This window comes from Erythrobacter sp., from assembly GCF_024305245.1.
Classification (GTDB): domain Bacteria; phylum Pseudomonadota; class Alphaproteobacteria; order Sphingomonadales; family Sphingomonadaceae; genus Erythrobacter.
Map to the genome: position 1 here is coordinate 12692 of NZ_JAMWYX010000016.1, position 24163 is coordinate 36854.

General features: G+C 64.9%; 29 protein-coding genes. 16 read left to right on the top strand and 13 right to left on the bottom strand.

All coding sequences use genetic code 11. The features are described from left to right. The 5 genes from Q0L48_RS15940 to Q0L48_RS15960 are packed head-to-tail and all read right to left on the bottom strand — an operon-like array spanning window position 1 to window position 3635. Window positions 1-243, bottom strand: coding sequence for a hypothetical protein (locus Q0L48_RS15940; RefSeq protein WP_296722612.1), 243 nt, complete (start codon window positions 241-243; stop codon window positions 1-3). Next, a complete protein-coding gene (locus Q0L48_RS15945; protein WP_296722614.1) occupies window positions 240-1034 on the bottom strand; it encodes an enoyl-CoA hydratase-related protein in 795 nt (264 codons plus the stop codon). Before Q0L48_RS15945 ends, Q0L48_RS15940 begins: the two co-directional genes overlap by 4 nt. Further along, window positions 1031-2086, bottom strand: coding sequence for an enoyl-CoA hydratase/isomerase family protein (locus tag Q0L48_RS15950; RefSeq protein WP_296722616.1), 1056 nt, complete (start codon window positions 2084-2086; stop codon window positions 1031-1033). The genes Q0L48_RS15945 and Q0L48_RS15950 overlap by 4 nt, the downstream gene beginning before the upstream one ends. Then, window positions 2086-2490: a VOC family protein gene (locus Q0L48_RS15955; protein WP_296722618.1), complete on the bottom strand. Its 405-nt coding sequence runs from the start codon at window positions 2488-2490 to the stop codon at window positions 2086-2088. Before Q0L48_RS15955 ends, Q0L48_RS15950 begins: the two co-directional genes overlap by 1 nt. After that, window positions 2490-3635 carry an acyl-CoA dehydrogenase family protein gene (locus Q0L48_RS15960; RefSeq protein ID WP_296722620.1) on the bottom strand — a complete coding sequence of 382 codons (1146 nt, stop codon included), beginning with the start codon at window positions 3633-3635 and terminating at the stop codon, window positions 2490-2492. Before Q0L48_RS15960 ends, Q0L48_RS15955 begins: the two co-directional genes overlap by 1 nt. Before the next feature lie 137 nt (window positions 3636-3772). Here Q0L48_RS15960 and Q0L48_RS15965 point away from each other — a divergent pair, with 137 nt between their 5' ends. Continuing rightward, entirely contained in the window at window positions 3773-4156 is a 384-nt protein-coding gene (locus Q0L48_RS15965; protein ID WP_296722622.1) for a hypothetical protein, read from the top strand. On the opposite strand, the gene Q0L48_RS15970 is transcribed toward Q0L48_RS15965, so the two are convergent. From Q0L48_RS15970 to pyk, 5 genes are all read right to left on the bottom strand, one after another. Next, window positions 4127-4684: a DUF1254 domain-containing protein gene (locus Q0L48_RS15970; RefSeq protein ID WP_296722624.1), complete on the bottom strand. Its 558-nt coding sequence runs from the start codon at window positions 4682-4684 to the stop codon at window positions 4127-4129. The two genes, Q0L48_RS15965 and Q0L48_RS15970, sit on opposite strands and share 30 nt — an antisense overlap. After that, window positions 4681-5310, bottom strand: a complete 630-nt coding sequence (locus Q0L48_RS15975) for a DUF1214 domain-containing protein (RefSeq protein WP_296722626.1) — start codon at window positions 5308-5310, stop codon at window positions 4681-4683. Before Q0L48_RS15975 ends, Q0L48_RS15970 begins: the two co-directional genes overlap by 4 nt. Beyond that, a complete protein-coding gene (locus tag Q0L48_RS15980; RefSeq protein WP_296722628.1) occupies window positions 5307-5696 on the bottom strand; it encodes a RidA family protein in 390 nt (129 codons plus the stop codon). The genes Q0L48_RS15975 and Q0L48_RS15980 overlap by 4 nt, the downstream gene beginning before the upstream one ends. Then, entirely contained in the window at window positions 5693-6004 is a 312-nt protein-coding gene (locus tag Q0L48_RS15985) for an I78 family peptidase inhibitor (protein WP_296722630.1), read from the bottom strand. Before Q0L48_RS15985 ends, Q0L48_RS15980 begins: the two co-directional genes overlap by 4 nt. 69 nt (window positions 6005-6073) lie before the next feature. Then, a complete protein-coding gene (gene pyk / locus Q0L48_RS15990; RefSeq protein ID WP_296722631.1) occupies window positions 6074-7546 on the bottom strand; it encodes a pyruvate kinase in 1473 nt (490 codons plus the stop codon). Between the two features lie 80 nt (window positions 7547-7626). On the opposite strand from pyk, the gene Q0L48_RS15995 reads away from it, so the two are divergent. From Q0L48_RS15995 to Q0L48_RS16005, 3 genes are all read left to right on the top strand, one after another. Then, the gene (locus Q0L48_RS15995) at window positions 7627-7938 is read left to right on the top strand and encodes a DUF1244 domain-containing protein (RefSeq protein ID WP_296722663.1); all 312 of its coding nucleotides are present in this window, start codon (window positions 7627-7629) and stop codon (window positions 7936-7938) included. Window positions 7939-8017: 79 nt separating this feature from the next. Beyond that, complete coding sequence (locus tag Q0L48_RS16000; protein ID WP_296722632.1) at window positions 8018-8263, top strand: DUF2312 domain-containing protein; 246 nt, start codon at window positions 8018-8020, stop codon at window positions 8261-8263. 87 nt (window positions 8264-8350) lie between these two features. Beyond that, entirely contained in the window at window positions 8351-8698 is a 348-nt protein-coding gene (locus Q0L48_RS16005; protein WP_296722633.1) for a heavy metal-binding domain-containing protein, read from the top strand. 4 nt (window positions 8699-8702) lie between these two features. Here the strand turns inward: Q0L48_RS16005 and Q0L48_RS16010 are convergent, their stop codons facing one another. After that, entirely contained in the window at window positions 8703-9455 is a 753-nt protein-coding gene (locus tag Q0L48_RS16010; RefSeq protein ID WP_296722635.1) for a CPBP family glutamic-type intramembrane protease, read from the bottom strand. A gap of 50 nt (window positions 9456-9505) precedes the next feature. On the opposite strand from Q0L48_RS16010, the gene Q0L48_RS16015 reads away from it, so the two are divergent. From Q0L48_RS16015 to Q0L48_RS16030, 4 genes are all read left to right on the top strand, one after another. Continuing rightward, entirely contained in the window at window positions 9506-10249 is a 744-nt protein-coding gene (locus Q0L48_RS16015; protein ID WP_296722636.1) for a YebC/PmpR family DNA-binding transcriptional regulator, read from the top strand. A gap of 93 nt (window positions 10250-10342) precedes the next feature. After that, entirely contained in the window at window positions 10343-10816 is a 474-nt protein-coding gene (gene ruvC, locus Q0L48_RS16020) for a crossover junction endodeoxyribonuclease RuvC (protein WP_296722637.1), read from the top strand. A 12-nt stretch (window positions 10817-10828) separates the two neighbouring features. Beyond that, complete coding sequence (locus Q0L48_RS16025) at window positions 10829-11176, top strand: arsenate reductase (RefSeq protein ID WP_296722639.1); 348 nt, start codon at window positions 10829-10831, stop codon at window positions 11174-11176. Then, entirely contained in the window at window positions 11155-12177 is a 1023-nt protein-coding gene (locus Q0L48_RS16030; protein ID WP_296722640.1) for a glycerophosphodiester phosphodiesterase family protein, read from the top strand. Before Q0L48_RS16025 ends, Q0L48_RS16030 begins: the two co-directional genes overlap by 22 nt. A 107-nt stretch (window positions 12178-12284) precedes the next feature. On the opposite strand, the gene ubiG is transcribed toward Q0L48_RS16030, so the two are convergent. After that, window positions 12285-13022, bottom strand: a complete 738-nt coding sequence (ubiG, locus tag Q0L48_RS16035; RefSeq protein ID WP_296722642.1) for a bifunctional 2-polyprenyl-6-hydroxyphenol methylase/3-demethylubiquinol 3-O-methyltransferase UbiG — start codon at window positions 13020-13022, stop codon at window positions 12285-12287. A gap of 51 nt (window positions 13023-13073) precedes the next feature. On the opposite strand from ubiG, the gene Q0L48_RS16040 reads away from it, so the two are divergent. From Q0L48_RS16040 to Q0L48_RS16070, 7 genes are all read left to right on the top strand, one after another. After that, window positions 13074-14360 (top strand): aspartate kinase, encoded by a 1287-nt coding sequence (locus Q0L48_RS16040; protein WP_296722643.1) that lies wholly within the window; start codon window positions 13074-13076, stop codon window positions 14358-14360. Window positions 14361-14470: 110 nt separating this feature from the next. Then, window positions 14471-15169: a helix-turn-helix domain-containing protein gene (locus Q0L48_RS16045; RefSeq protein WP_296722644.1), complete on the top strand. Its 699-nt coding sequence runs from the start codon at window positions 14471-14473 to the stop codon at window positions 15167-15169. Between the two features lie 263 nt (window positions 15170-15432). After that, window positions 15433-16353: a sensor domain-containing diguanylate cyclase gene (locus Q0L48_RS16050; RefSeq protein ID WP_296722646.1), complete on the top strand. Its 921-nt coding sequence runs from the start codon at window positions 15433-15435 to the stop codon at window positions 16351-16353. Window positions 16354-16395: 42 nt separating this feature from the next. Continuing rightward, a complete protein-coding gene (gene purT / locus Q0L48_RS16055; protein ID WP_296722648.1) occupies window positions 16396-17595 on the top strand; it encodes a formate-dependent phosphoribosylglycinamide formyltransferase in 1200 nt (399 codons plus the stop codon). An 11-nt stretch (window positions 17596-17606) separates the two neighbouring features. Then, window positions 17607-18617: a nitronate monooxygenase family protein gene (locus Q0L48_RS16060; RefSeq protein ID WP_296722650.1), complete on the top strand. Its 1011-nt coding sequence runs from the start codon at window positions 17607-17609 to the stop codon at window positions 18615-18617. Window position 18618: 1 nt separating this feature from the next. Beyond that, entirely contained in the window at window positions 18619-19497 is an 879-nt protein-coding gene (gene purU / locus Q0L48_RS16065; RefSeq protein WP_296722651.1) for a formyltetrahydrofolate deformylase, read from the top strand. 19 nt (window positions 19498-19516) lie between these two features. Beyond that, complete coding sequence (locus Q0L48_RS16070) at window positions 19517-20785, top strand: serine hydrolase (protein WP_296722653.1); 1269 nt, start codon at window positions 19517-19519, stop codon at window positions 20783-20785. 10 nt (window positions 20786-20795) lie between these two features. On the opposite strand, the gene Q0L48_RS16075 is transcribed toward Q0L48_RS16070, so the two are convergent. Further along, a complete protein-coding gene (locus Q0L48_RS16075; protein WP_296722664.1) occupies window positions 20796-22967 on the bottom strand; it encodes a PQQ-dependent dehydrogenase, methanol/ethanol family in 2172 nt (723 codons plus the stop codon). A gap of 126 nt (window positions 22968-23093) precedes the next feature. On the opposite strand from Q0L48_RS16075, the gene Q0L48_RS16080 reads away from it, so the two are divergent. After that, window positions 23094-23972 (top strand): dienelactone hydrolase family protein, encoded by an 879-nt coding sequence (locus tag Q0L48_RS16080; protein WP_296722654.1) that lies wholly within the window; start codon window positions 23094-23096, stop codon window positions 23970-23972. Window positions 23973-24163: the final 191 nt, after the last annotated feature.

Sequence of the window (24163 nt, forward strand, 5' to 3'; positions counted from 1 at the left end):
TCACTCTCCTCGAACCATCAAGACCAACCCAGCAACAATGCAAATCGGGGCGAGGGCCATGAAAATCCACAAATCCAAATGCGAGTTGATCCGTCGCAGCTTCGTATTCAACATCCACCAGCGATCAGCAGTGCTCTCTTCATGCGGAAAGAACTCACCTTCGCTACGCCGCCAGTCTTTGAACTGGGCATATGCAAGCCAAGATCCGACCAAGCCCAACCCGATGAAGAGCGCGCCGATCACCGCCCCTTCCACTGCCCTTCACGCTTTTCGATAAATGCCGCCATGCCTTCGGCCTTGTCCTCGGAGGCGGTCAGGATCTGGAAGATCCGGCGTTCGATAATCAGCCCCTGATCCAGCGTCATTTCAAACGCCGCATTGACCATTTCCTTGTTGGCGATCGCGGCCATCGGCGGCATGCCTGCGATGGTGGCGGCGGTCTTCAATGTTTCCGCCAGCAGGTCCTCATGCGGCACAACCCGCGCGACTAGATTGCTGCGCTCGGCCTCCTCGGCACCCATCATCCGGCCGGTGAGGCACATTTCCATCGACTTCGACTTGCCGATTGCGCGGGTCAGGCGCTGCGATCCGCCCATGCCCGGCGCGACGCCCAGCTTGATTTCAGGCTGGCCGAACTTGGCCTTGTCGCTAGCGATAATGAAGTCCGCCATCATCGCCAATTCGCACCCACCGCCCAGCGCGAATCCGTTCACGGCGGCGATCCACGGCTTGCGGGTCTTCTTGACGATCTCGGCCGTCCACGGCGAAAAGAAATCGTCGAGATAGAAATCCGCCGCCGGTTTCTCGCTCATTTCCTTGATGTCGGCGCCTGCAGCAAACGCCTTGTCGCCGCTTCCGGTGATGACCGCGCACAGCTGCGAAGCATCCGCCTGATAGGCGGCGAAGGCGGCGATCAGCTCCTCCAGCACCTTGGAATTCAATGCGTTCAGCGCCTGCGGTCGGTTGAGCGTGATGAGCGTGACGCCCTTATGCCCCTGCGCATCGGTTTCGGCGGTGATGGTTTCAAAGCTCATAGCGGTTTCCATTCCTCATCGGCGGGCAGCGGGGCGAAGATCGCGTCGAGCAATTCCTCGCTCACCTCCTCGGGTGTGGCCGGGTCCCACTTGGGGTCGTTGGTCTTGTCGGTGATCACCGCGCGCACGCCCTCGGCAAAGTCGGGACGGGTCAGCACACGGCTGGCGATGCGGTATTCCATCCGCATGTTGTCGGCGAAGTCGGTCAGTTCGGCGCTGGTCGCCAATTGCCGCAGCGCGACCTTGCAGGTCTGCGGGCTCTTGGTGCCGAGCGTGTCGCGTTCCTTCGCCGCCCAGTCGTCGCCGCCCTCTGCTGCAGCTTCGAGGCTAGCGAGGATGTCCTCGTAGCTATCGGAGGCGAAATGCTTGGCGATCTTGTCGGCATTGGCCTCGATCCGCGCCTTGGGCGGAGTTCCGACAGGCTCGGACAGAATGCCCGCGATCCGCTCGGGATGATCGTGGATGCGCGCCTTGATGTCTTCCAGCATGGCGTGCGGCACATAATGCGTGGCTAGCCCGGTCCACAGGCATTCCGCCCCATCGAGCCGCGCGCCGGTGAGCGCGAGGAACTGCCCCAGCCGCCGCCCCAGCCGCGAAAGATACCAGCCGCCGCCGACATCCGGAAATAGCCCGATGCCAGTTTCGGGCATGGCGAAACGCGTATTCTCGGTCGCCACCCGGTACTTGGCAGGCTGCGATATACCCACGCCGCCGCCCATCGTGATGCCATCCATGAAGGCGACGATCGGCTTGGCATAGGTGAACATCTGATGGTTCAACTGGTATTCGTCGTGGAAGAACCTGCGTCCCGAAATGCCGCCATCGTTCAGCGCCGAATCGCGCAGGAAGGCAATGTCGCCGCCTGCACAAAAGCCGCGCCCTTCGTCGTGGTCGAGGATCACCGCCTTGATCATGTCGTCATCGGCCCACGCGGTCAGCGCGGCGCTCATCGCGTGGCACATCTCCAGCGTCAGCGCGTGCAGCGCCTTGGGCCGGTTGAGGCTGATATGGCCGATCGGGCCGTTGGTTCGGATCAGGACATCATCGGTCATTATGCCGGTTCTTTCGGTTCGATCAGGTCCCAGCGGTTCCCGAATGGGTCGCTGAACACTGCAACAGTGCCGTAGGCTTCGTGGCGCGGTTGCTCCTCGAACTGCACCCCCGCATCGACAAGGCGTGCCTGAGCAACTGCAAAATCATCGGTGTGCACAAAAAAGCCGACCCGGCCGCCGGTCTGGTTGCCGATAGCGGCAAATTGTGCGCCGTTCGCGGCTTTGGCAATCAGCAGGCGGCCCCCGTCCTTGGCACCGTCTTTGCCGCCGACCACCACCCAGCGCTTGCCGCCGCCCATGTCGGTGTCCTCGATCAGATCGAAACCCAGTGCGCCAACGCAGAATGCGATGCCGGCATCGTAATCAGGCACCACCAGCGCCGTCAGGGCAAGCAAAACGCCCATCACTGGCGCAGCAAGTCCCGGCCCACGACCATGCGCATGATCTGGTTGGTGCCTTCGAGGATCGAGTGGACCCTGAGGTCGCGCCAGAAGCGTTCGATCGGGTAGTCCTGCAAATACCCGTATCCGCCGAACAATTGCAGCGCGCGGTCGACCACGGCGCTGCCATTGTCCGTCGCCAGCCGCTTGGCCATGGCGGAAAAGCGCGTCTTGTCGGGCGCGTTGTCGGTCACCTTGGCCGCGGCCAGATATAGCAGCGCGCGCGCCGCCTCCAGATCGGTAGCCATGTCGGCGAGCATGAACTGGGTGTTCTGAAATTCGGCGACGGCCTGCCCGAACTGCTTGCGTTCCTTGGTGTAATTGATCGCTTCGTCGAGGCACCTTTGCGCGCCCCCCAGCGAACACGCGCCGATATTCAGCCGCCCGCCATCCAGTCCCATCATCGCGATGCGGAAGCCTTCACCCTCGCCGCCGACGAGATTTTCGACCGGAACCCGCACGTCCTCAAGGATCAACTGCGCGGTCGGCTGCGAATGCCAGCCGAGCTTCTTCTCGTTCGCGCCGAAGCTGACGCCGGGCATGTCCTTTTCAATGACAACGCAGGAAATGCCCTTCGGCCCGTCCTCACCCGTGCGCACCATCACAACGTAAATCTCGTTCGCGCCCGCGCCGGAGATGAACTGCTTGGTGCCGTTGAGCACGAAATGATCGCCGTCGCGCCGCGCTGTGGTGCGCAGCGCGGATGCGTCCGACCCGCTCGACGGTTCGGTGAGGCAATAGCTGGCGATATGTTCCATCGTGATCAGCTGCGGCAGATACTTGGCCTTCACCGGCTCTCCGCCGAAGCGGTCGATCATCCAGGCGGCCATGTTGTGGATCGAGATGAAGGCGCTGGTCGACGGGCAGCCGTAGGCCATCGCCTCCATAATCAGCGCCGCCTCCAGCCGCCCCAGCCCGATCCCGCCCGATTCTTCCGACACATAGATCGCACCGAAGCCGAGTTCCGCGCTGCGCTGGATCGTGTCGCGCGGGAAGATGTGTTTCTCGTCCCACTCTGCCGCGTGGGGCGTGATGTTGTCGGCGGTGAACCGCTGGGCGACCTCGCGGATCGCCAGCTGGTCGTCGGTGAGTTGAAATTGTCCGTTCATGGGAAGAGGCTCTAGCGCCTGTGTCGGGGTTGGAAAAGAGCGTCGCGGACCGTTGATGTAGGGAAATTTGCCAGTTTGTCGGCAATTTGCCAAACCGTCCTACCGGTTAGCTCGCAGCTAACATTCTGGAATCCTGCATGACCACTGTGATCTTCGTCTATAATGCCGATGGCGGCTTACTGAACGCCTTGCGCGATATGGTGCACAAGATCGCCTCACCGCTGACGTATCCCTGCTCGCTGTGCGCGCTAACCTATGGCGCGTTTGCGATGCGGAGCGAATGGCGGGCATATCTGGCCGGGCTGGAGCATGAAAAACTGTTCCTGTATCGCGACGAACTGCGCGAAGACCTCGATCCGCGCCCACTGGAGCTGCCGGCGATCCTGCTGGCACGGGGACCAGGCGAACCCGAACTGCTGGTCAGCGCAAGCGAGCTTGATTCGCTGCCCGACCTTGCGGCCCTGATTGCGCTGCTGGATAATCGGCTTGGCCTAGCGAGACAGCCCGGTTTGCGGCCCTGATTCCGCAAGGAACCGGCACTCGTCCCCCACGCTGGCTGCAGCCTGATCGAACAATTCGCGGGTCGGCGCGAGCCGGCGGATCAGGATAACGCCCTTGGCGCTGGGGCTGACGATCGCTCCTTTCTGCGGCGCGCTGCCGGGGGGAAGCAGATTGACCGCCACAGCCTTGCCCGTGCCCCGGACCGTGGCGAAATTATTGGTGCGGGCATCGAAGAAGGACAGCGACTGGTAGTCGCCCCATTTCGCCATGGCGACGGCAAGGCGCTGCTCGGCGGCTTGGTCAACCCCGTTTTGGCCCAGATCATATCGGCACAGCGCATAGTAGAGATCGGGCGAGGATCGCACCACGGCCTGCGTCTGCGGGCTGATGCGCCGGGGCGCGGTGAAATCATGGAGCGTCACGCCGCGCTGCGCCAGCGCATCCATCGCCCGCGCCATGATGAAGCCGGGCGCGACATTCAGCGTCAGTGCGTGGACGCCCGCCGCGCAGGCTAACAGCACCAGCACAGGGCCGAGCCAGCGGCTCATGCCGCGTCCTCGCAAGCCAACCGCTCGATCTGCGGCGGATCGAGGGTGCCGGCAGGGTCGGCGAGCAGCGCATCGTCGGGCATATAAAGCCGCAAGGTGAGATCGAAGCGTCCGGCATTGCGGCTGGAAATCCACAGTCCGCGGCCTTCGGGGCGGCGCGGCGCGATGGTGGCGGTGCCCCCTTGGCCGACGATCTCGTCACCGATGCGCGCGGCCATGTCCTGCCCGGCGTTGATCGACAGCGCCTCGTCGTCATTATCAGGCAGCATGCTGTCGCCGTTATAAAGCGTGATCGACCACCAGCCCGCAGGCATCGCCCCGGTGGTGAGGCGATAGGTGCAGGCCTCGCGCAGCGGCTGGCCGTCATCATCCGTCGCGCGGGTGAAATACACCGCCTCGCTCTTGGCCAGCGCCAGCAGCCCGTGGCGCGCGACGCGTGCGCGGGTGTAGGCATCCGCCGCTTCGGACCCGGTCGCAAAATCGCTGCGCCAACCGCCAACATCGACATCGCCGAACGCCAGCGAGTTGGTGCCCGGCAGCAGCCCCGCCATGCCCAGCGCTGAGCCGATGCCGATAGCGCAACCCGCCGCTACCGCGAGCAGATAGGCGAAGATGCGCCGGATCATTCGCTGACCACCGCCTCGGCCTCGATCTCAACCTTCCATTCCGGTTGGCACAGCCATGCCACCCCGGCCATGGTCGCCGCTGGCCGCGCCGCGCCGAAAAAGCGCGCATGCACCGCGCCGACAGCGTCCTGATCGGCCGGGTCGGTCAGCAGCATCCGGGTGCGCACCACATCGCGTGCGGTGCCGCCCATTTCCTCGATCGCGGCGACGATGATCGCGGAGCACCGCTCCGCCTGGGCCGCAGCGCCGCCGGGTGTCGTCGACCCGTCGGGCTCAACCGGCCCGGTGCCTGCCACAATGATGCGATTGCCCACCCGCACAGCGCGGGCGAACCCGAAGGCGGCTTCGTATGGCGAACCCGATGTCGCCCGATCCCGCACGCTCATCCGCAGGTGATTTCGACGATCTTCATCTGGCCGTCGTAACGCACATTCACGCGGTCCTGCCGGTAATCCATCGTCCACGCCGAATTGGGCGGCCCCCAGCGAAGCGTGCGCGCGCCGCTGTCCTTGAGGATCGCCGCGCCCATCGCCTGCGTCGCATCATGGCCGATGTGATATTGCGCGGGGGCGGCATCGCAGGTCATCGGCGCAATGGCCGTGTCCAGCATTTCGCCGCCGCTACCCGCCGCGCAGCCCGCAAGGCCGAAAGCCGCCAGGCCGATGCCAGCCAGTCCAGAATTTGCGAGTTTCATTGCATCCTCCCTCATCCCTGCGGCCCAAGTCCGCTCCGGCAAGGAAGGTATCAGGCCCGCCGCCGCCGTCTAGCCCTTGTGCTTGTCCAATTCGTCGCCGGATACCGTCACCACGTGCAGCAGGTTGGTCGCACCCGGCGTGCCGAACGGCACCCCGGCGAGCACGATCAATTTGTTGCCTGCCTCGCCAAAGCCGTGCCGCAGCGCCATGCGCTTGCCCTTGCCGATCATCTCTTCGAAGCTGCCGATATCCTTGGTGACGACCGCATGCGCCCCCCACAACAGCGCCACCCGCCGCGCGGTGCGGGTCGAGGGGGTAAGCACCAGCATCGGCGTGCCGGGCCGCTCGCGCGCCACCCGCCTTGCGGTCGATCCGCTGGCGGTGAACACCGTGATCGCACTGATCGGCACGGTATCCGCGATGGTCATGCAGGCATGGGCCAGCGCGTCCGAAGTGGTCGCATCGGGCGGCGTGTCCAGGAACCGCACGCGCTCCTTGTAGCCTTCATCGCGTTCGACCTGCACCGCGATCCGGTGCATCATCGCGACCGATTCCTCGGGCCAGGCACCTGCCGCGCTTTCAGCAGAGAGCATCACCGCATCCGCCCCGTCATACACCGCATTGGCCACGTCGGAGACTTCGGCGCGGGTCGGGGTCGGCGCTTCGATCATCGATTCGAGCATCTGCGTCGCCACGATCACCGGCTTGCCCGCCCGGCGCGCCGTGTTGACGATCTTCTTCTGCAGCGGCGGGACTTCGTAGGGTTCCAGCTCCACACCCAGATCGCCGCGCGCGACCATGATGCCATCGGCCAGTTCGATGATTTCATCGAGCCGGTGGAGCGCCTGCGGCTTCTCGATCTTGGCGCACAAGGCGACATTGCGGGTGCCGATCAGCTTGCGCGCCTCGGCGATGTCATCGGGCCGCTGCACGAAGCTGAGCGCGATCCAATCCGCCCCGTGTTCGGTCGCAAAGGCGAGGTCGCGGCGGTCTTTCGCGGTCAGCGCCGGGATCGGCACTTCGGCGTCGGGCACGTTCACACCCTTGCGGTCGGAAATCACCCCGCCCACCTCAGCGCTGCACAGGATGCGGCTGTCATCGGCTTCCAGCACCTTCAGCCGGATCTTGCCGTCGTTGATCAGCAGGCGTTGCCCGCGCTGCATGATGCCGAACAGTTCGGGATGCGGCAGGCACACGCGGTTTTCGTCACCCGGCGTCTCGTCACGGTCGAGCGTGAAGTGGCCCGAATGGCGGATCACCGCCTGCCCGTCCTTGAAGCTGCCGACCCGCAGCTTCGGCCCCTGCAAATCGGCAAGGATCGCAATCGGCCGGCCGAATTGCTTTTCCAGCGCGCGGATGGCGTGGATCGCGGCTTCGTGATCGGCGTGCTCGCCGTGGCTCATGTTGAGGCGGAACGCGTCCGCTCCGGCGCGCACCAGCCGCGCCAGCATTTCGGGCGACCGGCTGGCCGGGCCGATGGTGGCGAGAATCTTGACCTTGCGGCCGCGCGGGTCGATCCGTGACTGATCGCGTCGTGACATTTTTGGCTATCCCGTTTGAGGCTGGCCCTCGTTATGGTGGCCTATGGCACACCCGTTTTTCAACTCAAGGAAAAGCCGCGATGAATAGCAATGCCGATCCGCTCGAAGCGCTCGATGACCGCCAAGCCGCCGCCGCTTTCCGCCGACTGGTGCGGCATCTGCAGCACCGCCACGATGCGCAGAACATTGATTTGATGGGATTGTCGGGCTTCTGCCGCAACTGCCTGGCCGACTGGATCCGCAATGCGGGCTACCCCGGCGACAAGGAGGATGCGCGCGCACTGATCCACGGCATGCCGAGCGCGGAGTGGAAAGCCACGCGCCAGACCCCGGCCACCGAGAAGCAATTGGCGCGAATGGAAGCCAGTATCGCGAAGAACGCACAGGAATAATTGCGCTGCCGGTTCAATCGGCGCTGCAGGCTGGCTATCGGCACGGCCAACCGATTCTCTTTTCCGATGGAGCTTTCCTATGGCCGATGACGCCAACGCATCCGACGACCGCCTGCGCCTGCTGATCGAGCGCATCGAACGCCTCGAAGAAGAAAAGAAGGGCATCGCCGACGACATCCGCGATGTCTACGCCGAAGCAAAGGCCGTGGGTTACGATCCCAAGATCATGCGCCAAATCGTGCGGCTGCGCAAAATGAAGCCCGATGATCGCAGCGAGCAGGACATGCTGCTGGAGACCTACAAGAACGCGCTCGGCATGGCGTGATCGCTTGCGACGTGTGCCGTGCGCGGCTGTCATTGAATTATCACTCGCCTGTGTTATCTAGCTAACACAGCAAGAGGAGGAGCACCAATGGCAGGACCCTGGAAAGACGCGCGCGGCATCACCGTGACCACCACGCCGACCATCGAAGGCAAACCGATTCAGGAATATTGCGGGATCGTCACCGGCGAAGTGATCGTCGGCGCGAACCTGTTCCGCGATCTGTTCGCCAATATCCGCGATATCGTCGGCGGACGTTCGGGCAGCTACGAACGCATCCTGTCCGATGCGCGCAAGCAGGCGATCGAGGAACTGCAGGCGGAAGCAGCGGCGATGGGCGGCAATGCGGTGGTCGGGGTCGATCTCGATTACGAGGTGATCGGCGCCAACGGCTCGATGCTGATGGTATCGGCCAGCGGGACAGCGGTGAAGGTCTGATCGTTTACGCAGCGCCGTAAAGCGCTGCCAGAACCACGGCATTATAGGCCGCGTGCTGCGCCATTGCCGCGCCAAGGCCCAGCCGTGTGCGGGTATAGGCCAGCAGCAACCCGCCGATGATGTGCGGCAGTACCACCAACATGCCCAGCGGGTGGGTGACAGCCTCGTAATTGCCGAGATGCATCAGGCCGAACAGCAGGCTGCTGCCCCACACGATCCAGTGGAAATTGCGGGAGAACCATGGCGGCACCTGCCTGTCGCGTTCGCGGACGGCGAGCCATTGCAGCAGGCCCGCCAGCACCATCCCGACCGCCATCAGCCCTGCGATCTGCGCAGCGGTCTCGTCTAGAAACAGCGCAGCGATGAACAGCGCCTCGGCAGCAAAGCCATAGGCCGCGAACCGCAGCGCCGCCACACGCCCGGTCAACCAGCCGCGATAGAGCAGTTCTTCCAGCAGCGGCGCCAGCACGAGGAAGCTGAACAGATCCTCGACCAATGTCATGTCCTGCTCGCGCGGCACGGGCAGAATTCCGCCGCCTTTGCCATCGCCTCCGAGCACCGCCAGCGTCTCGCCCGCCAGCCAGCCGATCGTCAGGTCGAGCGCGAACACCAGCGCCAGCACGGCCAGCAGCGCCATGCTCCACCCCGGCCGTCCGCTGCCCGGCGTAGGTCGCATAATGAAGCCGGCCAGATCGGCCAGCCGTGCACGCAGACCGATCCGCGCAGGCACGAGCGGCCTTGCGTCCGCGTCCGGCATCGGAGTAAGGCCCGCCCCTAGTTTTCCAACATTCCGGTGAAGTTCGTCCAATGGCAGGCCATTCCAAGTTCAAGAACATCATGCACCGCAAGGGTGCGCAGGACAAGAAACGCTCGGCTATGTTCTCCAAGCTGAGCCGGGAGATCACCGTGGCGGCCAAGATGGGCCTGCCCGATCCCGACATGAACCCGCGCCTGCGGCTCGCGATCAACGCGGCCAAGGCGCAGTCGATGCCCAAGGACAATATCCAGCGCGCAATCGACAAGGCGGCGCAGGCGGGCGGCGAGGATTACGCCGAAATCCGCTACGAGGGCTATGGCCCCGGCGGCGTGGCACTGATCGTCGAGGCGCTGACCGACAACCGCAACCGCACCGCCACCAATGTCCGCACCGCGTTCAGCAAGAACGGCGGGAATCTTGGCTCGGAAGGCTCGGTGTCCCACGGCTTCGAACGGCGCGGGCTGATCGAATATCCTGCTTCGGCAGGCGACGAGGAAAAGGTGCTCGAAGCCGCGATCGAAGCGGGCGCGGATGATGTCGAATCCTCAGAAGACGGCCACACAATCTGGACCGCCGCCGATGCGCTGCACGGCGTGGCGGGCGCGCTGGAGCAATCGCTGGGCGAGGCGGAGAACGTCAAGCTGGCGTGGAAGCCGGTGCTGAGCGTCGATGTCGACGAAGCCACCGCGGGCACGCTGATGAAGCTGATCGACACGCTCGACGATGATGACGACGTGCAGACCGTGTGGGGCAATTACGAGATTTCCGACGAGGTGATGGAGAAACTGGGCTGAGAAAGCGCGAATGGCTGCTGGCAATCATGCTCGGGGCCGCGTTCCTGATCGCGATGCTGTGGCGGTTCGGCTTGCGGGTCGGGCTGTGAGGGCGTGATCATCCTCGGCCTTGACCCTTCACTATCTTGCACCGGCTGGGGCGTGATCCGCTGCGAAGGCGCGCGAATCAGCCATGTCGCCAACGGCCAGATCAAGACTGATGCGGGCGGGCCAATGGCCGAGCGGCTGGCGGCGTTGCAGGCGGGTCTGGCAGAGGTCATAGCCGCCCACCACCCGGCACGCGCTGCCGCCGAGGAAATCTTCGTCAACAAGAACCCGCAATCCACCCTGAAGCTGGCCCAGGCGCGCGGATGCGTGCTGGCGGCCTGCGGGGCGGCAGGCCTCGGCGTCAACGAACACGCCGCGCGGCTGGTCAAGAAAGCCGTCACCGGCACCGGCGGAGCCGAAAAGGCGCAGGTCGCCGCGATGGTGAAGGTGCTGTTGCCGGGGGTTGTCATCGCCGGAAGCGACGCGGCCGATGCGCTGGCGGTGGCGATTGCGGACGCGCATCTCGCGCCGCGGATCTGAAGGGAGCGAACAATGATGCACCTCTACGGCATCCCCAATTGCGACACGGTGAAGAAGGCCCGCGTGTGGCTCGACGCGCAGGGCCGCGATTACGCCTTCCACGATTACAAGAAGGAAGGCGCCGATCCTGACCGCGTCGCTACATGGATCGCTGCCGCGGGGCTGGACACCGTGGTGAACCGTAAGGGCACCACCTATCGCAAGCTGTCCGACGCCGACAAGGCTGCTGCCGCTGACAGTCACACGGCTGTCGCTTTTCTGGTTCAGCAACCGAGCATCATCAAGCGGCCAATCGTCGAATATTCCGGCGGCATCCTGGTCGGTTTCAAGGAAGACGAATGGTCCGCAGCCTTGCTTTGATCGCGCTGTTGGCGCTCGCGCCGGTTCCGGCGGCGGCAGACGATTTCCTGATCATCGCCCATCGCGGCGCCAGCGCAGAGCGGCCCGAGCACACGCTCGCCGCCTATGAACTCGCGATCGATAAAGGCGCGGATTACATTGAGCCCGATCTGGTCGCGACCAAGGATCTGGTGCTGGTGTCGCGCCACGAAAATGAGCTGTCGGGCACCACCGATGTCGCCGCCCGCGAGGAATTCGAAGACCGCCGCCGCGACAAGACCATCGATGGGCAAAAGGTTGCAGGCTGGTTCGCCGAGGACTTCACCCTCGCCGAACTGCGCACTTTGCGCGCCAAGGAGCGCATCCCCTCGGTCCGGTCCGCCAACGCGCGCTATGATGGACTCTATCAGGTGCCGACCTTTGCCGAGATCGTAAAACTGGTGCGCGCCAAGGAGGCCGCCACCGGTCGCCGGATCGGCCTGTATCCCGAACTCAAGCATCCCGAGTTCCTGTTACAGAACGCCGGGATCGACATGGTCGACCTGCTGCTGCGCGATCTGCGCGATCTAGGGATCACGCCCGCCGATCCGGTGTTCATCCAGAGCTTCGAAGTCGGCCCGCTGCAGCGGCTGGCCCAGCGCAGCGACTTCAAGCTGGTGCAGCTGGTCGCGCCGATCGCTGGCCCGGCGGACGAACCCGCGATGCGCTATGCCGAGATGGTGACCTCCACCGGACTGGTCGAGGTGGCGAAATATGCCGATGGCGTGGGCGCTCATATCGCGATGATTCTTGGCGCGGATGGTACGCCGACTTCGCTGGTGGCCGATGCCAAGGCAGCCGGCTTGCAAGTCCATGCATGGACACTGCGGCCGGAGAACGAATTTCTGCCGCCGGGCTTGCGCGCGGGCGCTGACCCCAAGGGCACGGGCTGCGGCGATGTGCAACTGGCGGCGATGCTGAAGGACGCAGGCGTAGCGGGCGTGTTCAGTGACGGGGCGCTGAAGGGGCGGGCCTGTCCCTAACCACTCCAGTTCGTTCTGAGCTTGTCGAAGCACTGTCCGTCACTTTTTTCGACGGCGCTGTAGAAGGACAGCCCTTCGACAAGCTCAGGGCGAACGGAACAGGAGGTTCACACCCGCCGCGCGCTCAGGATATAATTCAGCGCCATATCCTCCGACAGGTGAAGTCCCTTGCCCGGTCGCCACGCGATTCCGCGCTTGGCCGTTACCGTCAGGCCCGCATTGGCGAGCAACGCCTCCAACTCGTCGGGCGTGACGAAATCCTCCCAGTGGTGGGTGCCCTTGGGGACATAACCCACCGCCTCCGCCGCGCCGACCAGCAGCACGCGCGACGTTGCCGTGCGGTTCGGGGTCGACATTACCAGCAGTCCATCTGGCGCCAGCCGCGCCGCGACATCGCGCAGGAACGCCGTCTTGTCCGCGACGTGCTCGATCACCTCCACACAGGTGACCAGATCGAAGGTGCCGATGTCCAGCCCCGCAACCTCGCCCGCCATGTAGCGGATATCGAGGCCGACCGCTTCGGCATGGGCCGCAGCCGCAGCGATATTGTCTCCTGCTGCGTCAACGCCGGTCACGTCCGCGCCCAGCCGCGCCAGCGGTTCGCACACCAGCCCCGCGCCGCATCCGATATCGAGCGCGGCCTTGCCTGCCAGCGGCTTTGCCTGCGCGCGTGCACCCGGCCAGTGGCCGTCGATCGCGTCCCGGATGAACGCCATCCGCACCGGGTTTACCTGATGCAGGCTCGCCATCGGACCCTTGGGGTTCCACCAGTCCCGCGCCAGCTTGGCGAAGAAATCGGCTTCCTCGGGGCGGATAGTTACATTCGATACGTTTGCGTTTCCCATGAACGCCTCTTAACAGCCCCAGCGAACACTCACCAGCAGGAGCGCTCCGCTTTGGCTCGCATTGTGATGAAATTCGGCGGCACCTCGATGGCCGGGACGGAGCGTATCCGCCGGGTCGCCAATCTCGTGCGCGCGCAGGCGGCGCCCAAGCCCGACGGGACGCGCGATTCCGTGGCCGTGGTCGTCAGCGCGATGGCGGGCGAGACCGATCGGCTGGTCAATTTCTGCCGCGAGGCGAACCCGCTGTATGATCCGGCGGAATATGACGTGGTGGTCGCCAGCGGCGAACAGGTGACCAGCGGATTGCTGGCGCTCACCCTGCAAGCGCTGGGGTGCAAGGCGCGCAGCTGGCTGGGCTGGCAGTTGCCGATCCAGACGATCGAGGCCCATGCCAAGGCACGCATCGACGCGATCGACGCGCCGGGCCTGATCGCGGCGCTCGACGCCGGAGAGATCGCGGTGATACCCGGCTTTCAGGGCGTTTCGGACGATGGCCGCATTACCACGCTGGGGCGCGGGGGTTCGGATACCTCGGCGGTGGCGGTGGCAGCGGCGATCAAGGCCGACCGCTGCGACATCTATACCGACGTCGATGGCGTCTACACCACCGATCCGCGCATCGTCGCCAAGGCGAAGAAGCAGAAGGCGGTGACTTACGAGGAAATGCTCGAACTCGCATCCGTGGGCGCAAAGGTGCTCCAGACCCGCAGCGTTGGGCTCGCCATGAAGGAAAAGGTGCGGGTGCAGGTGCTATCGAGCTTCATCGGCGAAGGCGCACCGCCCGCCGATGATCTGCCCGGGACAATGATTGTCTCGGAACAGGAAATGGACGAATTGGTGGAGAACGGCCTGATGGAACGCCAGCTTGTGACCGGCATCGCGCATGACAAGAACGAAGCCAAGATCATTCTCACCCGCGTGCCCGACCGGCCCGGCGCGGTGGCAAATATCTTCGAGCCGCTGGCCGCGGCCAGCATCAATGTCGACATGATCATCCAGAACGTGGGCCGCGACAAGGGCGAGACCGACGTGACCTTCACCGTCCCGCAATCCGACCTCGCCCGCGCGCAGGCGCTGCTGGAGGATCGCCGCGACGCGATCGGTTTCAACCGCATCATCACCGACAGCAAGATCGCCAAGATCAGCGTTGTCGGGGTCGGCATGAAAAGCCACGCAGGCGTCGCCAGCACGATGTTCCGCGCGCTTTCCGACCGCGGCATCAACATCCAGGCGATCTCCACCAGCGAGATCAAGGTCAGCGTGATGATCGACGAGGACGAAACCGAACTCGCGGTGCGCGTGCTGCACACCGCCTACGGGCTGGATGCGGTTAGCTGACAGGAAGCCCGCTTCATCGCCATTAACCTTTTTTGATAACCCCGACTTAGGTATTTGGCCCGGACTCTGCTCGCCCGCAACAATGCGGGAGAGCAAGCGGAGTCGCACATATGGCCATCAAGGCCCACCTCGATCCTACGGCACCGGGCGAAGGCCAGCGTGCCACGCCTCGCCGCGACCTGCGGCTGGAAGCCAGCGGCATGTTGCCCGACGGGGACGAGGCCAATGTCACCGTCCACAATATCTCCGCCACCGGGCTTCTGCTCGAAACCGGGCTGGATCTCGCCACCGGCGAACAGCTGGTGCTGGACTTGCCCGAGGCAGGGCTGGTCGAGGCGGCGATCATGTGGCGCAGTGAACAGCTCTATGGCTGCGCCTTTGCCACCCCGCTCGGCGCGGGCGCGCTCGCCGCAGCGCAGTTGCAGGGCCTGCCGGTCGCCGAGAGTAAGCCGTCTGTCGATCCGGCGGGCGTGCAGGCGGGCGTACAACCGCCCGTAACCGGCGCCGGGGAGAGCCTCGGCTCGCGGCTCAACCGGCTGCGGCGCGAGGCGGGGCTGACACTGGCCGATGTCGCGCTCCGGCTCGGCGTCAGCAAGCCGACCGTCTGGGCATGGGAAAAGGGCAAGGCGCGCCCGCTGCCCGAACGCATCGATGCCATCGCCGAGGCGCTTGGCGTGGCGCCCGAACAATTGGTCGAAACGGTTGGCTCCAGCGCTGACATCGGAATGCTGATCGAAGATTGCCGCCAGCGGATCGCCGAAGCCTGCAACACCACGCCCCATGCCGTACGGATCATGATCGAGCTGTGAAACTACAGAAGTGAAGCCCCGAGCCCGCAGACTACCAGAGCAAATATTCACGTAACTGCTGCCCAAATTTAGAAACGTGGTAAACAAAATCCGGAGGTGATTCGTTTTTTAGTCTGTTGAATTTACGAAACTAACAGGAAGTGCAGTCTAGGTCAGGAAAACAGGGGAATTATTGTTCCTGATGGCCTGCTGTTAGTCCCAACGTAAATCAGGCTGGAGGCGAATTGGCGAAGTTATCGTTAAACCGCTGGGGCATTGTGGGCATGAAGATTGGATTGAGTGATGTGGAAGGCCGTGTGCTGCACGGCCTGATCGAAGACGCATCGGGCGATATCGTCATCAGGATCGACCGGCGCGGTTTTATCATCCATGCTTCTGCCAACATCGCCGAGCTTGGATTCGATTTCGGCGAAGCATTGCTGCTGCCCCATATCACCGACCTTGCCGATGCTGATTATGCCGCCTTCGTGGGCGAGCAGGTCAACGCCGTGCTGCAGGGCGCGCCGCCGACGGACTGGATCGAATTTCCCGTCGTCGCCGCGCCGCCGCAGGATGCCGCCGCCGCCCCGGCCGTTCGCCGGTGGTATGCGTTCAGCCTGCGCCCGATGGTCGAGAACAACGGCAGCGTCGACGGCGCCCTGTGCCTGCTGCGCTCGGTGCAGCGCCTGCGCCTGCTGGAGGGCGAGCTTTACAACCGCGCGGTCACCGATCCGCTTACCGGGCTCGCCAATCGGCAGGCCTATTGCGCCAGTCTGCGGCGGCATCTGGCGGGCGGCGGCGGCCAGATGGTCGCGGTGCTGGCTGTCGACGGCACCCGCGCGCTGCTGCTGCGCTACGGCCAGCGCACTGCGGACGAAATTCTATGGGGCTTTGCCAAATTCCTCGAAACCATGGCCCTGCCCGGACACGAACTGGCACAGCTCGACGGGGAGCGCTTCGGCGTGCTGCTGCCGGTGATGAGCCTGCGCGGCGCCCGCGAATGGGCGGAGGATGTGGTCCAGACCTTTGCCGCACTCGCAATCCCCGCCTCCGCCCGCGCGCCGCAGTTGACCGCCAGCGCGGGGCTGGCGCGGGTCGAATGCACTGTCGACTGGACCTTGCGCGAGGCAGAACTCGGCCTTGTGCTGGCGCGCGCGGGCGGCGGCGGGCAGGTTGCCTTGGCCGGTTATCGCCGGGTGGCGTGATCCGCAGTTGGCCTGAAGCGCAGCGGCGGGTAAGGCGCTTCCATGAGCCACATTGCCACCATCCTGCTGCTCGGTTCGGGCGAGCTGGGCCGCGAATTCGTCATATCCGCCAAGCGCCTCGGCGCGCGGGTGATTGCCTGTGACAGCTATGACAACGCCCCCGCGATGCAGCTGGCGGACGCGCGCGAGGTGTTCTCCATGCTCGATGGCGATGCGCTGCGGGCAGCGGCGGAAAAGCACCGTCCCGATCTGATCGTGCCTGAAATCGAGGCGATCCGCACCGAAGTGCTTAGCCGTCTGGAGGCAGAGGGCTTCACCATTGTGCCTTCCGCCCGCGCCGCGCAGCTGACCATGAACCGCGATGCGATCCGCGATCTGGCGGCGGGTGAATTGGGTCTGGTGACCTCGCAATATGGCTATGCGGAAAGCTTTGCCGAAGCGCGCGAGGTGGCGCAGCGCATCGGCTATCCGCTGGTGATGAAGCCGGTGATGTCGTCATCGGGCAAGGGCCAGAGCAAGGTCGATGACGCCGCTACACTGGAGGCCGCATGGGAATATGCCGTCGCCAATATGCGCGGTGACCGGGCGCGGGTGATCTGCGAACAATTCATCGCCTTCGACTATGAAATCACTCTGCTGACGGTGCGGCATAAAGCCAAAGACGGGGACGCCATCAGCTTCTGCCCGCCGATCGGCCACCGGCAGGAACGCGGCGATTACCGCGAAAGCTGGCAGCCCGCCGCGATGTCCCCCGCAGCGCTCGCCAAGGCACAGGATATGGCCGCCAAGGTCGTGATGGCGCTGCAAGGCGAAGGCCGCGGCTGGGGGCTATATGGCGTCGAGTTCTTCGTTAAGGGGCACGAGGTGATCTTCTCCGAACTCTCCCCCCGCCCGCACGACACGGGCATGGTGACGCTCGCCTCGCAGGATCTCACCGAATTCGATCTCCACGCCCGCGCTATCCTCGGCCTGCCGGTGCCCGCCGAAATCGCCGCCCGTCCCGCCGCCTCTGCCGTGATCCTTGCCGACCGCGACAGCGACGACTTCGCGTTCGAAGGGATCGCCGATGCGCTGGCGCTTTCGCCTGAGGTGGACGTGCGTATCTTCGGCAAGCCCGTCACCCGCCCCTACCGCCGCATGGGCGTCGCGCTGGCCCGGGGGGGCGATGCTTCCGCTGCTGTGGAGCTTGCCAAACAGGCTGCAGATAGCGTGCGGATTGTCTATTCCCCCGGTTCGGACTAAGCGCCGCCGCCATGAACAATTACCCCCACACCGCTGCCATGATGCAGCGCGGCACCGACTTCCTTGGCTGCGAGACCGCGATCCTGTGCGGCGCAATGAGCTGGGTGAGCGAGCGCAACCTTGTCGCCGCGATCAGCAACGCGGGCGGGTTCGGCGTGATCGCCTGCGGGGCGATGACGCCCGAACTGCTCGACACCGAAATCGCCGCGACCAAGGCGCTGACGTCGAAACCCTTCGGCGTGAACCTCATCACCATGCACCCCGCGCTGTTCGATCTGATCGCGGTGTGCCGCAAGCATGGCGTTACCCACGTGGTGCTGGCAGGGGGCATCCCGCCCATGGGTTCTGTCGAAGCGATCAAGGAGGGCGGCGATACCAAGGTGATCTGTTTCGCCCCCACACTGGCGTTGGCGAAAAAGCTGCTGCGTTCGGGCGCGGATGCGATGGTGATCGAGGGGATGGAGGCTGGCGGCCATATCGGTCCGGTGTCCACTTCTGTGCTGGCGCAGGAAATCCTGCCTGCGCTCGCTGCCGACCACCTGATCTTCGTCGCGGGCGGGATCGGCCGGGGCGAAGCGATTGCCAGCTACCTCGAAATGGGCGCAGCGGGCGTGCAATTGGGCACGCGGTTTGCCTGCGCGACCGAAAGCATCGCCCACCCCGATTTCAAGAAAGCGTTCTTCCGCGCCAGCGCGCGCGAGGCGATCGCCAGCGTGCAGGTCGATCCGCGCCTGCCGGTGATCCCGGTTCGCGCGCTGAAAAACAAGGGCACCGAAGAGTTCACCGCCAAGCAGCGCGAAGTCGCCGCGCTGCTCGATGCGGGCGAAGTCGACATGCTGGAAGCGCAATTGCAGATCGAACATTTCTGGGCAGGCGCATTGCGGCGCGCAGTCGTGGACGGCGATGTCGAGAACGGCAGCGTCATGGCCGGTCAGTCCGTGGGCATGGTGACCAAAGAAGAACCCGCCGCCGAGATCATCGCCGAATTGATGAGCCAGTGCGAGGCGGCGCTCGCCCGCTGAGATGGCTGCACCGCTGATCCTCACGCTCGCCTGCGCCGACCGGCCCGGCATCACCGCGCGGGTCACCGGGTTCCTGTTCGAGCGCGGGTGCAACATCCTCGATGCGCAGCAGTTCAACGACCGGGCGGACGCCAAGGTTTTTGGGGGCGGCGGCGACCGGTTCTTCATGCGGGTGGTATTCGATCCCGATGGCTCGACCGCTGACAGCTTGCGCACCGACTTCGCCGCGCTGGCGGGCGAATATGCGTTCGAATGGACGATGGTTGCCGAAGACCGCCCGCGCCGCACCATCATCCTCGTCAGCAAGTTCGATCACTGCCTGGTCGATCTGATCTATCGCTGGCGCACCGGCGAATTGCCGATCGATCCGGTGGCAATCGTCTCCAACCACCCGCGCGATGCTGCGATCCTGGTGGATATCGGCGACATACCGTTCCATCACATCCCGGTGACACCCGACACCAAGCCGCAGGCCGAAGCCGCCTTCCGCGCGCTGGCCGGGGAGACCGACGCCGAGCTGATCGTGCTGGCGCGCTACATGCAGGTGTTCTCGGACGAACAATCGGCGCATTTTACGGGGCGCTGCATCAATATTCACCACAGCTTCCTGCCCGGCTTCAAGGGTGCGCGGCCTTACCATCAGGCGCACGAACGCGGGGTCAAGATCATCGGCGCGACCGCGCATTTCGTCACCGCCGACCTCGATGAAGGCCCGATCATCCATCAGGACGTCGAGCGCATCACCCACGCCGACAGCCCCGCCGATCTGGTGCGCAAGGGCCGGGATATCGAACGCCGCGTTCTGGCCGAAGCCGTGCGCTTGTTCGCGCAGGAACGCGTGCTGATGAATGGCGGCCGGACGGTGGTGTTCAGGGGTTAGACCGAGCGGGAGAGAGCACATGATGAAGGCAATTGCAGGGGCGGCGTTGATATTGCTGGCGGTGCCCGCAGCAGCGCAGGACGCAGCCGCCTACGAACCCGATTGCGCCACGATTGCGGCTTTCCTCGACAGTGCTGTTGCCGAAGGCCGCACCGTGGGCGGATCGGCGCTGGTGTGGAAGGACGGGGCCGAACGCTGCTTTGCGGCCGCTGGCGATGCCGACCGCGAGCAGACCCGCCCGGTTGCGCGCGACACGCTGTTCCAGATCTTTTCGATGACCAAGCCTGTCACCGGCGTAGCGCTGATGCAGCTATGGGAGGCGGGCAAGTTCGGGCTGGACGATCCGCTCGAATGGCACCTGCCCGAATATGCGGCCTTGAAGGTGGCTGATGGGGAAAACGCCGATGGCTCTCCGATCCTGCGCGATCCCAAACGCAAGGTGACGGTGCGCGATGTGCTGCGGCACACCGCGGGCTTCACCTATGGCGCGGATGGTGCGCCCGAAAACGCCGCCGACCGCGTTTGGGCCGAACTTCAGCCGCTGTCCTCCACCAATACGCTGGCGCAGTTCTCGCAGAAAATGGCGCAGGTGCCGCTGCTTTATGACCCCGGCACGCACTGGAATTACAGCGCGGGCGTTGATGTGCAGGCGCGGCTGGTCGAGGTGCTTTCGGGCCAGCCTTTCGCCGAGTATGTGGCGCAGCATATCTTCCAGCCGCTCGGCATGGCGGACACCGGCTGGAAGCGCAGCGCTGCCGACCGCGCGCGCCTCGCCCGTGTCTACGAAGGCGAGAACGGCGCGCTGGCACCATGGGCGGACGACGAGCTGCTCGACGCCAACTTCATGGGCCGCCCGATGACGATGGGCGGATCGGGGATCGTCACCACCGTCGATGATTACATGAAGTTCGCGCGGATGCTGCTGCGTGAGGGTTCGCTGAATGGCACCCGCATCCTCAAGCCTTCAACCATCCGGCTGATGGCGACCGACCAGCTCGATCCACGCATCGCGCCTGCCAACCGCTCATGGTTGGTGGGCAAGGGCAGCGGCGGGTTCGGCTTCGATGTGTTCGTGCGCACCGGCCAGCCGCAATCGCCTCAAGAGAACCGCGGCAGCGTGGGCGAGTTTTACTGGGACGGGTTCCCATCGATGCTGTTCTGGGTCGATCCGGCGCAGGACATGGCGGTGATCCTCGCCACCCAGAAGGTGCCGTTCGACAATGATCTGCACCGCGATTTCCGCGTTGCTGTCTACGGCGCGGAGTATCTCGGCCCGCCGGGGGATTGAGGCGCGCGGGTTACCGCCGCGCCACCTTTTTCGCCGCCCCCTCGATCACCTTGTCCTCGTTGGCGCGGTGGATCACGTAGGCGCGGATCGCCTCGATCTCGTCCTTGCTGAGCGATCCTGCAAAGCTCGCCATGCCGTTGTCCTTGAGCAAGCCGTCATGGACGACCGCGCTCCATGCAGAGGCGCTTTCCAGTGACCCAGCACGACGCAGATCGGGCAGCACGGTCGATCCGACCGCACCCGGCGCATGGCAGACCGCGCAGTAGCGGCCATACTTGGTCTGTCCCACCGCGATAACCTCTGCGCTCGCGCGGCTCGGCGGCGGATCGAGCGGGATTGCGGCCAGTTCCGGCGCCGGCGGCAGCGCGGCCTTGCCGCCCAGCTTGAACACCAGCAGGCGCGAGATGTTGCGCACTGGTGCCTTGCGGTTGATCAGATCGCCGTCGACGCTGAGCGCGTAAGCCCCGCCCCAGCCTGCCAGCACCGCGACATATTGCTCCCCGTCCACGGTGTAGGTGACCGGCGGTGCGACCACCCCGGTCTGCGCGGCGAAGCTCCACAGCTTCTCGCCGCTGCCCGCATCATAGGCGTTGAACTCGCTGCCCGTCGTGCCTTGGAACACCAGCCCGCCGCCGGTTGCCAGCAGGCCGCCGTTCCACGGGCCGGGATGCTCGACCGTCCAGCGCGGTTCCTGCTTCACCGGATCCCACGCGACCAGCATGCCCTTGAGCGTGCCGGCGACCTCCCTGCGGAAGCCTTCGTCGGGCGGGACATCGCCCGCACCCAGATTGAACCCGACATTGAAGCCGCGCGCGGTATCGGGCTTCCAGTCGGCTTCGGGCGCATAGAGCATCCCGGCCTCGAACGCAGGGATGTAAACGAGGTTCTCGCCCGGATGGTACGCCATCGGGTGCCAGTTATGCCCGCCCAGCGCGCCCGGCGTCACCAACGCAGGCTTGCCCGTCTTGTCGACCCGCGTTTCGGGGTTTTCGATCGGACGGCCCGTCTCGGGATCGATCCCGCTCGCCCAGTTCACGCTGACATAGGGCTTGGCGGAGATGAACTCGCCAGTTTCCCGGTCGATCACATAGAAAAAACCGTTCTTGGGCGCCTGCATCAGCACTTTGCGCACCGCGCCGTCGATCGTCATGTCGGCCAACATGATGTGCTGCGTGGCGGTGTAATCCCACGTCTCGCCCGGCGTGGTCTGGTAATGCCAGACATATTCGCCGGTCGATGGCCGCACCGCGACGATGCTGGACAGGTAAAGGTTATCGCCCTCCCCCGTCCCGTCCGCGCCGGGCGAACGATAGGCGCGGTTCCACGGAGAGCCGTTGCCGACGCCGATATACAGCAGGTCAAGCTCGGGATCGTAGGCCATCGAATCCCACACCGTCCCGCCGCCGCCGATCGCGTCTGTCGCGCCCAGCACGTCCATGTTCCACGTCTCGGCGGCCTTTTGCAGATAGGCGGGCGCATCCTTGGGATCGCCGCCCTCGGGAACCGTGTAGAACTTCCACAACTGCTCACCGTCATCGGCATCATAGGCCGCGACAAAGCCGCGCACGCCGAATTCGGCCCCGCCATTGCCGATGATCACCTTGCCATCGATCACGCGCGGCGCGCCGGTGATGGTGTAGCTTTTGGCCTGATCGACCGTGACCTTCTCCCACGCGACCGCGCCGGTATCGCGGTCAAGCGCCACCAGCCGCCCGTCTAGCGTGCCGAGGAACAGCTTGTCGCCCCACGCTGCCAACCCGCGGTTGACGGTATCGCAGCACGCCTTGACCGCGGTTTCGCCCGGGACTTGCGGATCATACTGCCACAATGGCTGGCCGGTGGCGGCGTCGAATGCCTTCACCTTGCTCCATGCTGTGGTCACGTACAGCTTGCCGTCCATCACCAGCGGGGTCGCTTCCTGCCCGCGCGCGGTGTCCATGTCGGCGAACCATGCCAGACCCAGATCGCCGACCGTGTCGGTGTTTACCGCGTCGAGCGGCGAATAACGCTGTTCGGAATAGGTGCGCCCGTGGCTGATCCAGTTGGCGCTGTCCGCGTCCGCCCCGACCAGCGCGGCATGGGTGATCCCCTCACCCTCTGCGCCCGAAGCCTCGAAAATCTGGCTGCAATTGGCCAGCGTCCCCGCCGACAGCAACAAGACTGCGCCCAGCCCCCACCGCATGATATCCATCAGCCCAGCTCTCCCCGTGTTCTTTTGCCGGGCATGTTGACGGGTGAATCGCCGCTTGTCCATGCTTGCCGCCTCGGCCTATCAGGCGGTGCGAGGGGCCAGCAGGAGAAAACGATCATGTGCGACGAGAACAAACTGGCCGATTGGGCCCGCCAAACGATCAGCCGCCGCCAGTTCGGCGCACTCGGCGGTGCAGCGGCACTGGCGGCCTGCGCTCCGGGTGAAGGCACCGGCGTTGCCCAGCCGGCCGCCGCCGGCCTGACCGAACGCGGGGTCAATTTCGCCACCGCCGACGGCACGCTGGACGGGTTCTTCGTGCAGCCCGAAAACGGCAATCACTCCGCCGTGATCCTGTGGCCAGACATTGCCGGGATCCGCGAATCAAAGCGCAATATCGCCCGCAATCTGGCGCGCGAAGGCTATGCAGTGCTGGTGGTGAACCCCTATTACCGCGACGTGACCGGCGAACAATTCGCCGATTTCGCCGCCTTCATCGCCGATGGCGGGTTCAAGAAGGTCGGCCCGTGGCGCGGCAAGCTGGATGCGCCCGCAATCATGCGCGATGCCACCGCCATCGCCGACTGGCTCGACCGGCAGGAAGGCGTCGATCAGGCGCAGGGCATCGGCACGCAGGGCTATTGCATGGGCGGGCCGTTCACCATCTGGAGCGCGGCCGCCGTGCCGTCGCGGATCAAGGCGGCGGCGAGTTTCCACGGCGGCGGGCTGGTGCGCGAAGGCAACCCGATGAGCCCGCATAACGTGCTGGACAAGGTCGATGCCAGCCTGCTGATCGCCGTGGCGCAGGACGACGATGCCGAAGCGCCGCAGGACAAGGTGACGTTTGCCAATGCGGCCGAGGCTGCGGATGTGCCCGCCACAGTGCAGGTCTATGCCGGGGATCACGGCTGGATGGTGCCGGACAGCCCGGCCTATGACGCCGCGGCCGCCGCCAGGGGCGAGGCCGATCTGCTCAACCTCTACGCCGCGGCGCTCTGAGCGCGCGAAGGCGCTTTCCTACCGGACATGGCGGGGCATAGGTTGCCGCCAAGTCCGCCCGCCTTCGTCATCACGCAAGGATTTCGCCCGTCGGCGCGCAAATCCGCACAGCTGCGGGCCCGGTTTTCCGGTTCCTGGACTGTGTCTCATGTATCTCCTACACGGGCGGCGACCGGGCTGCTTGTGGCCGG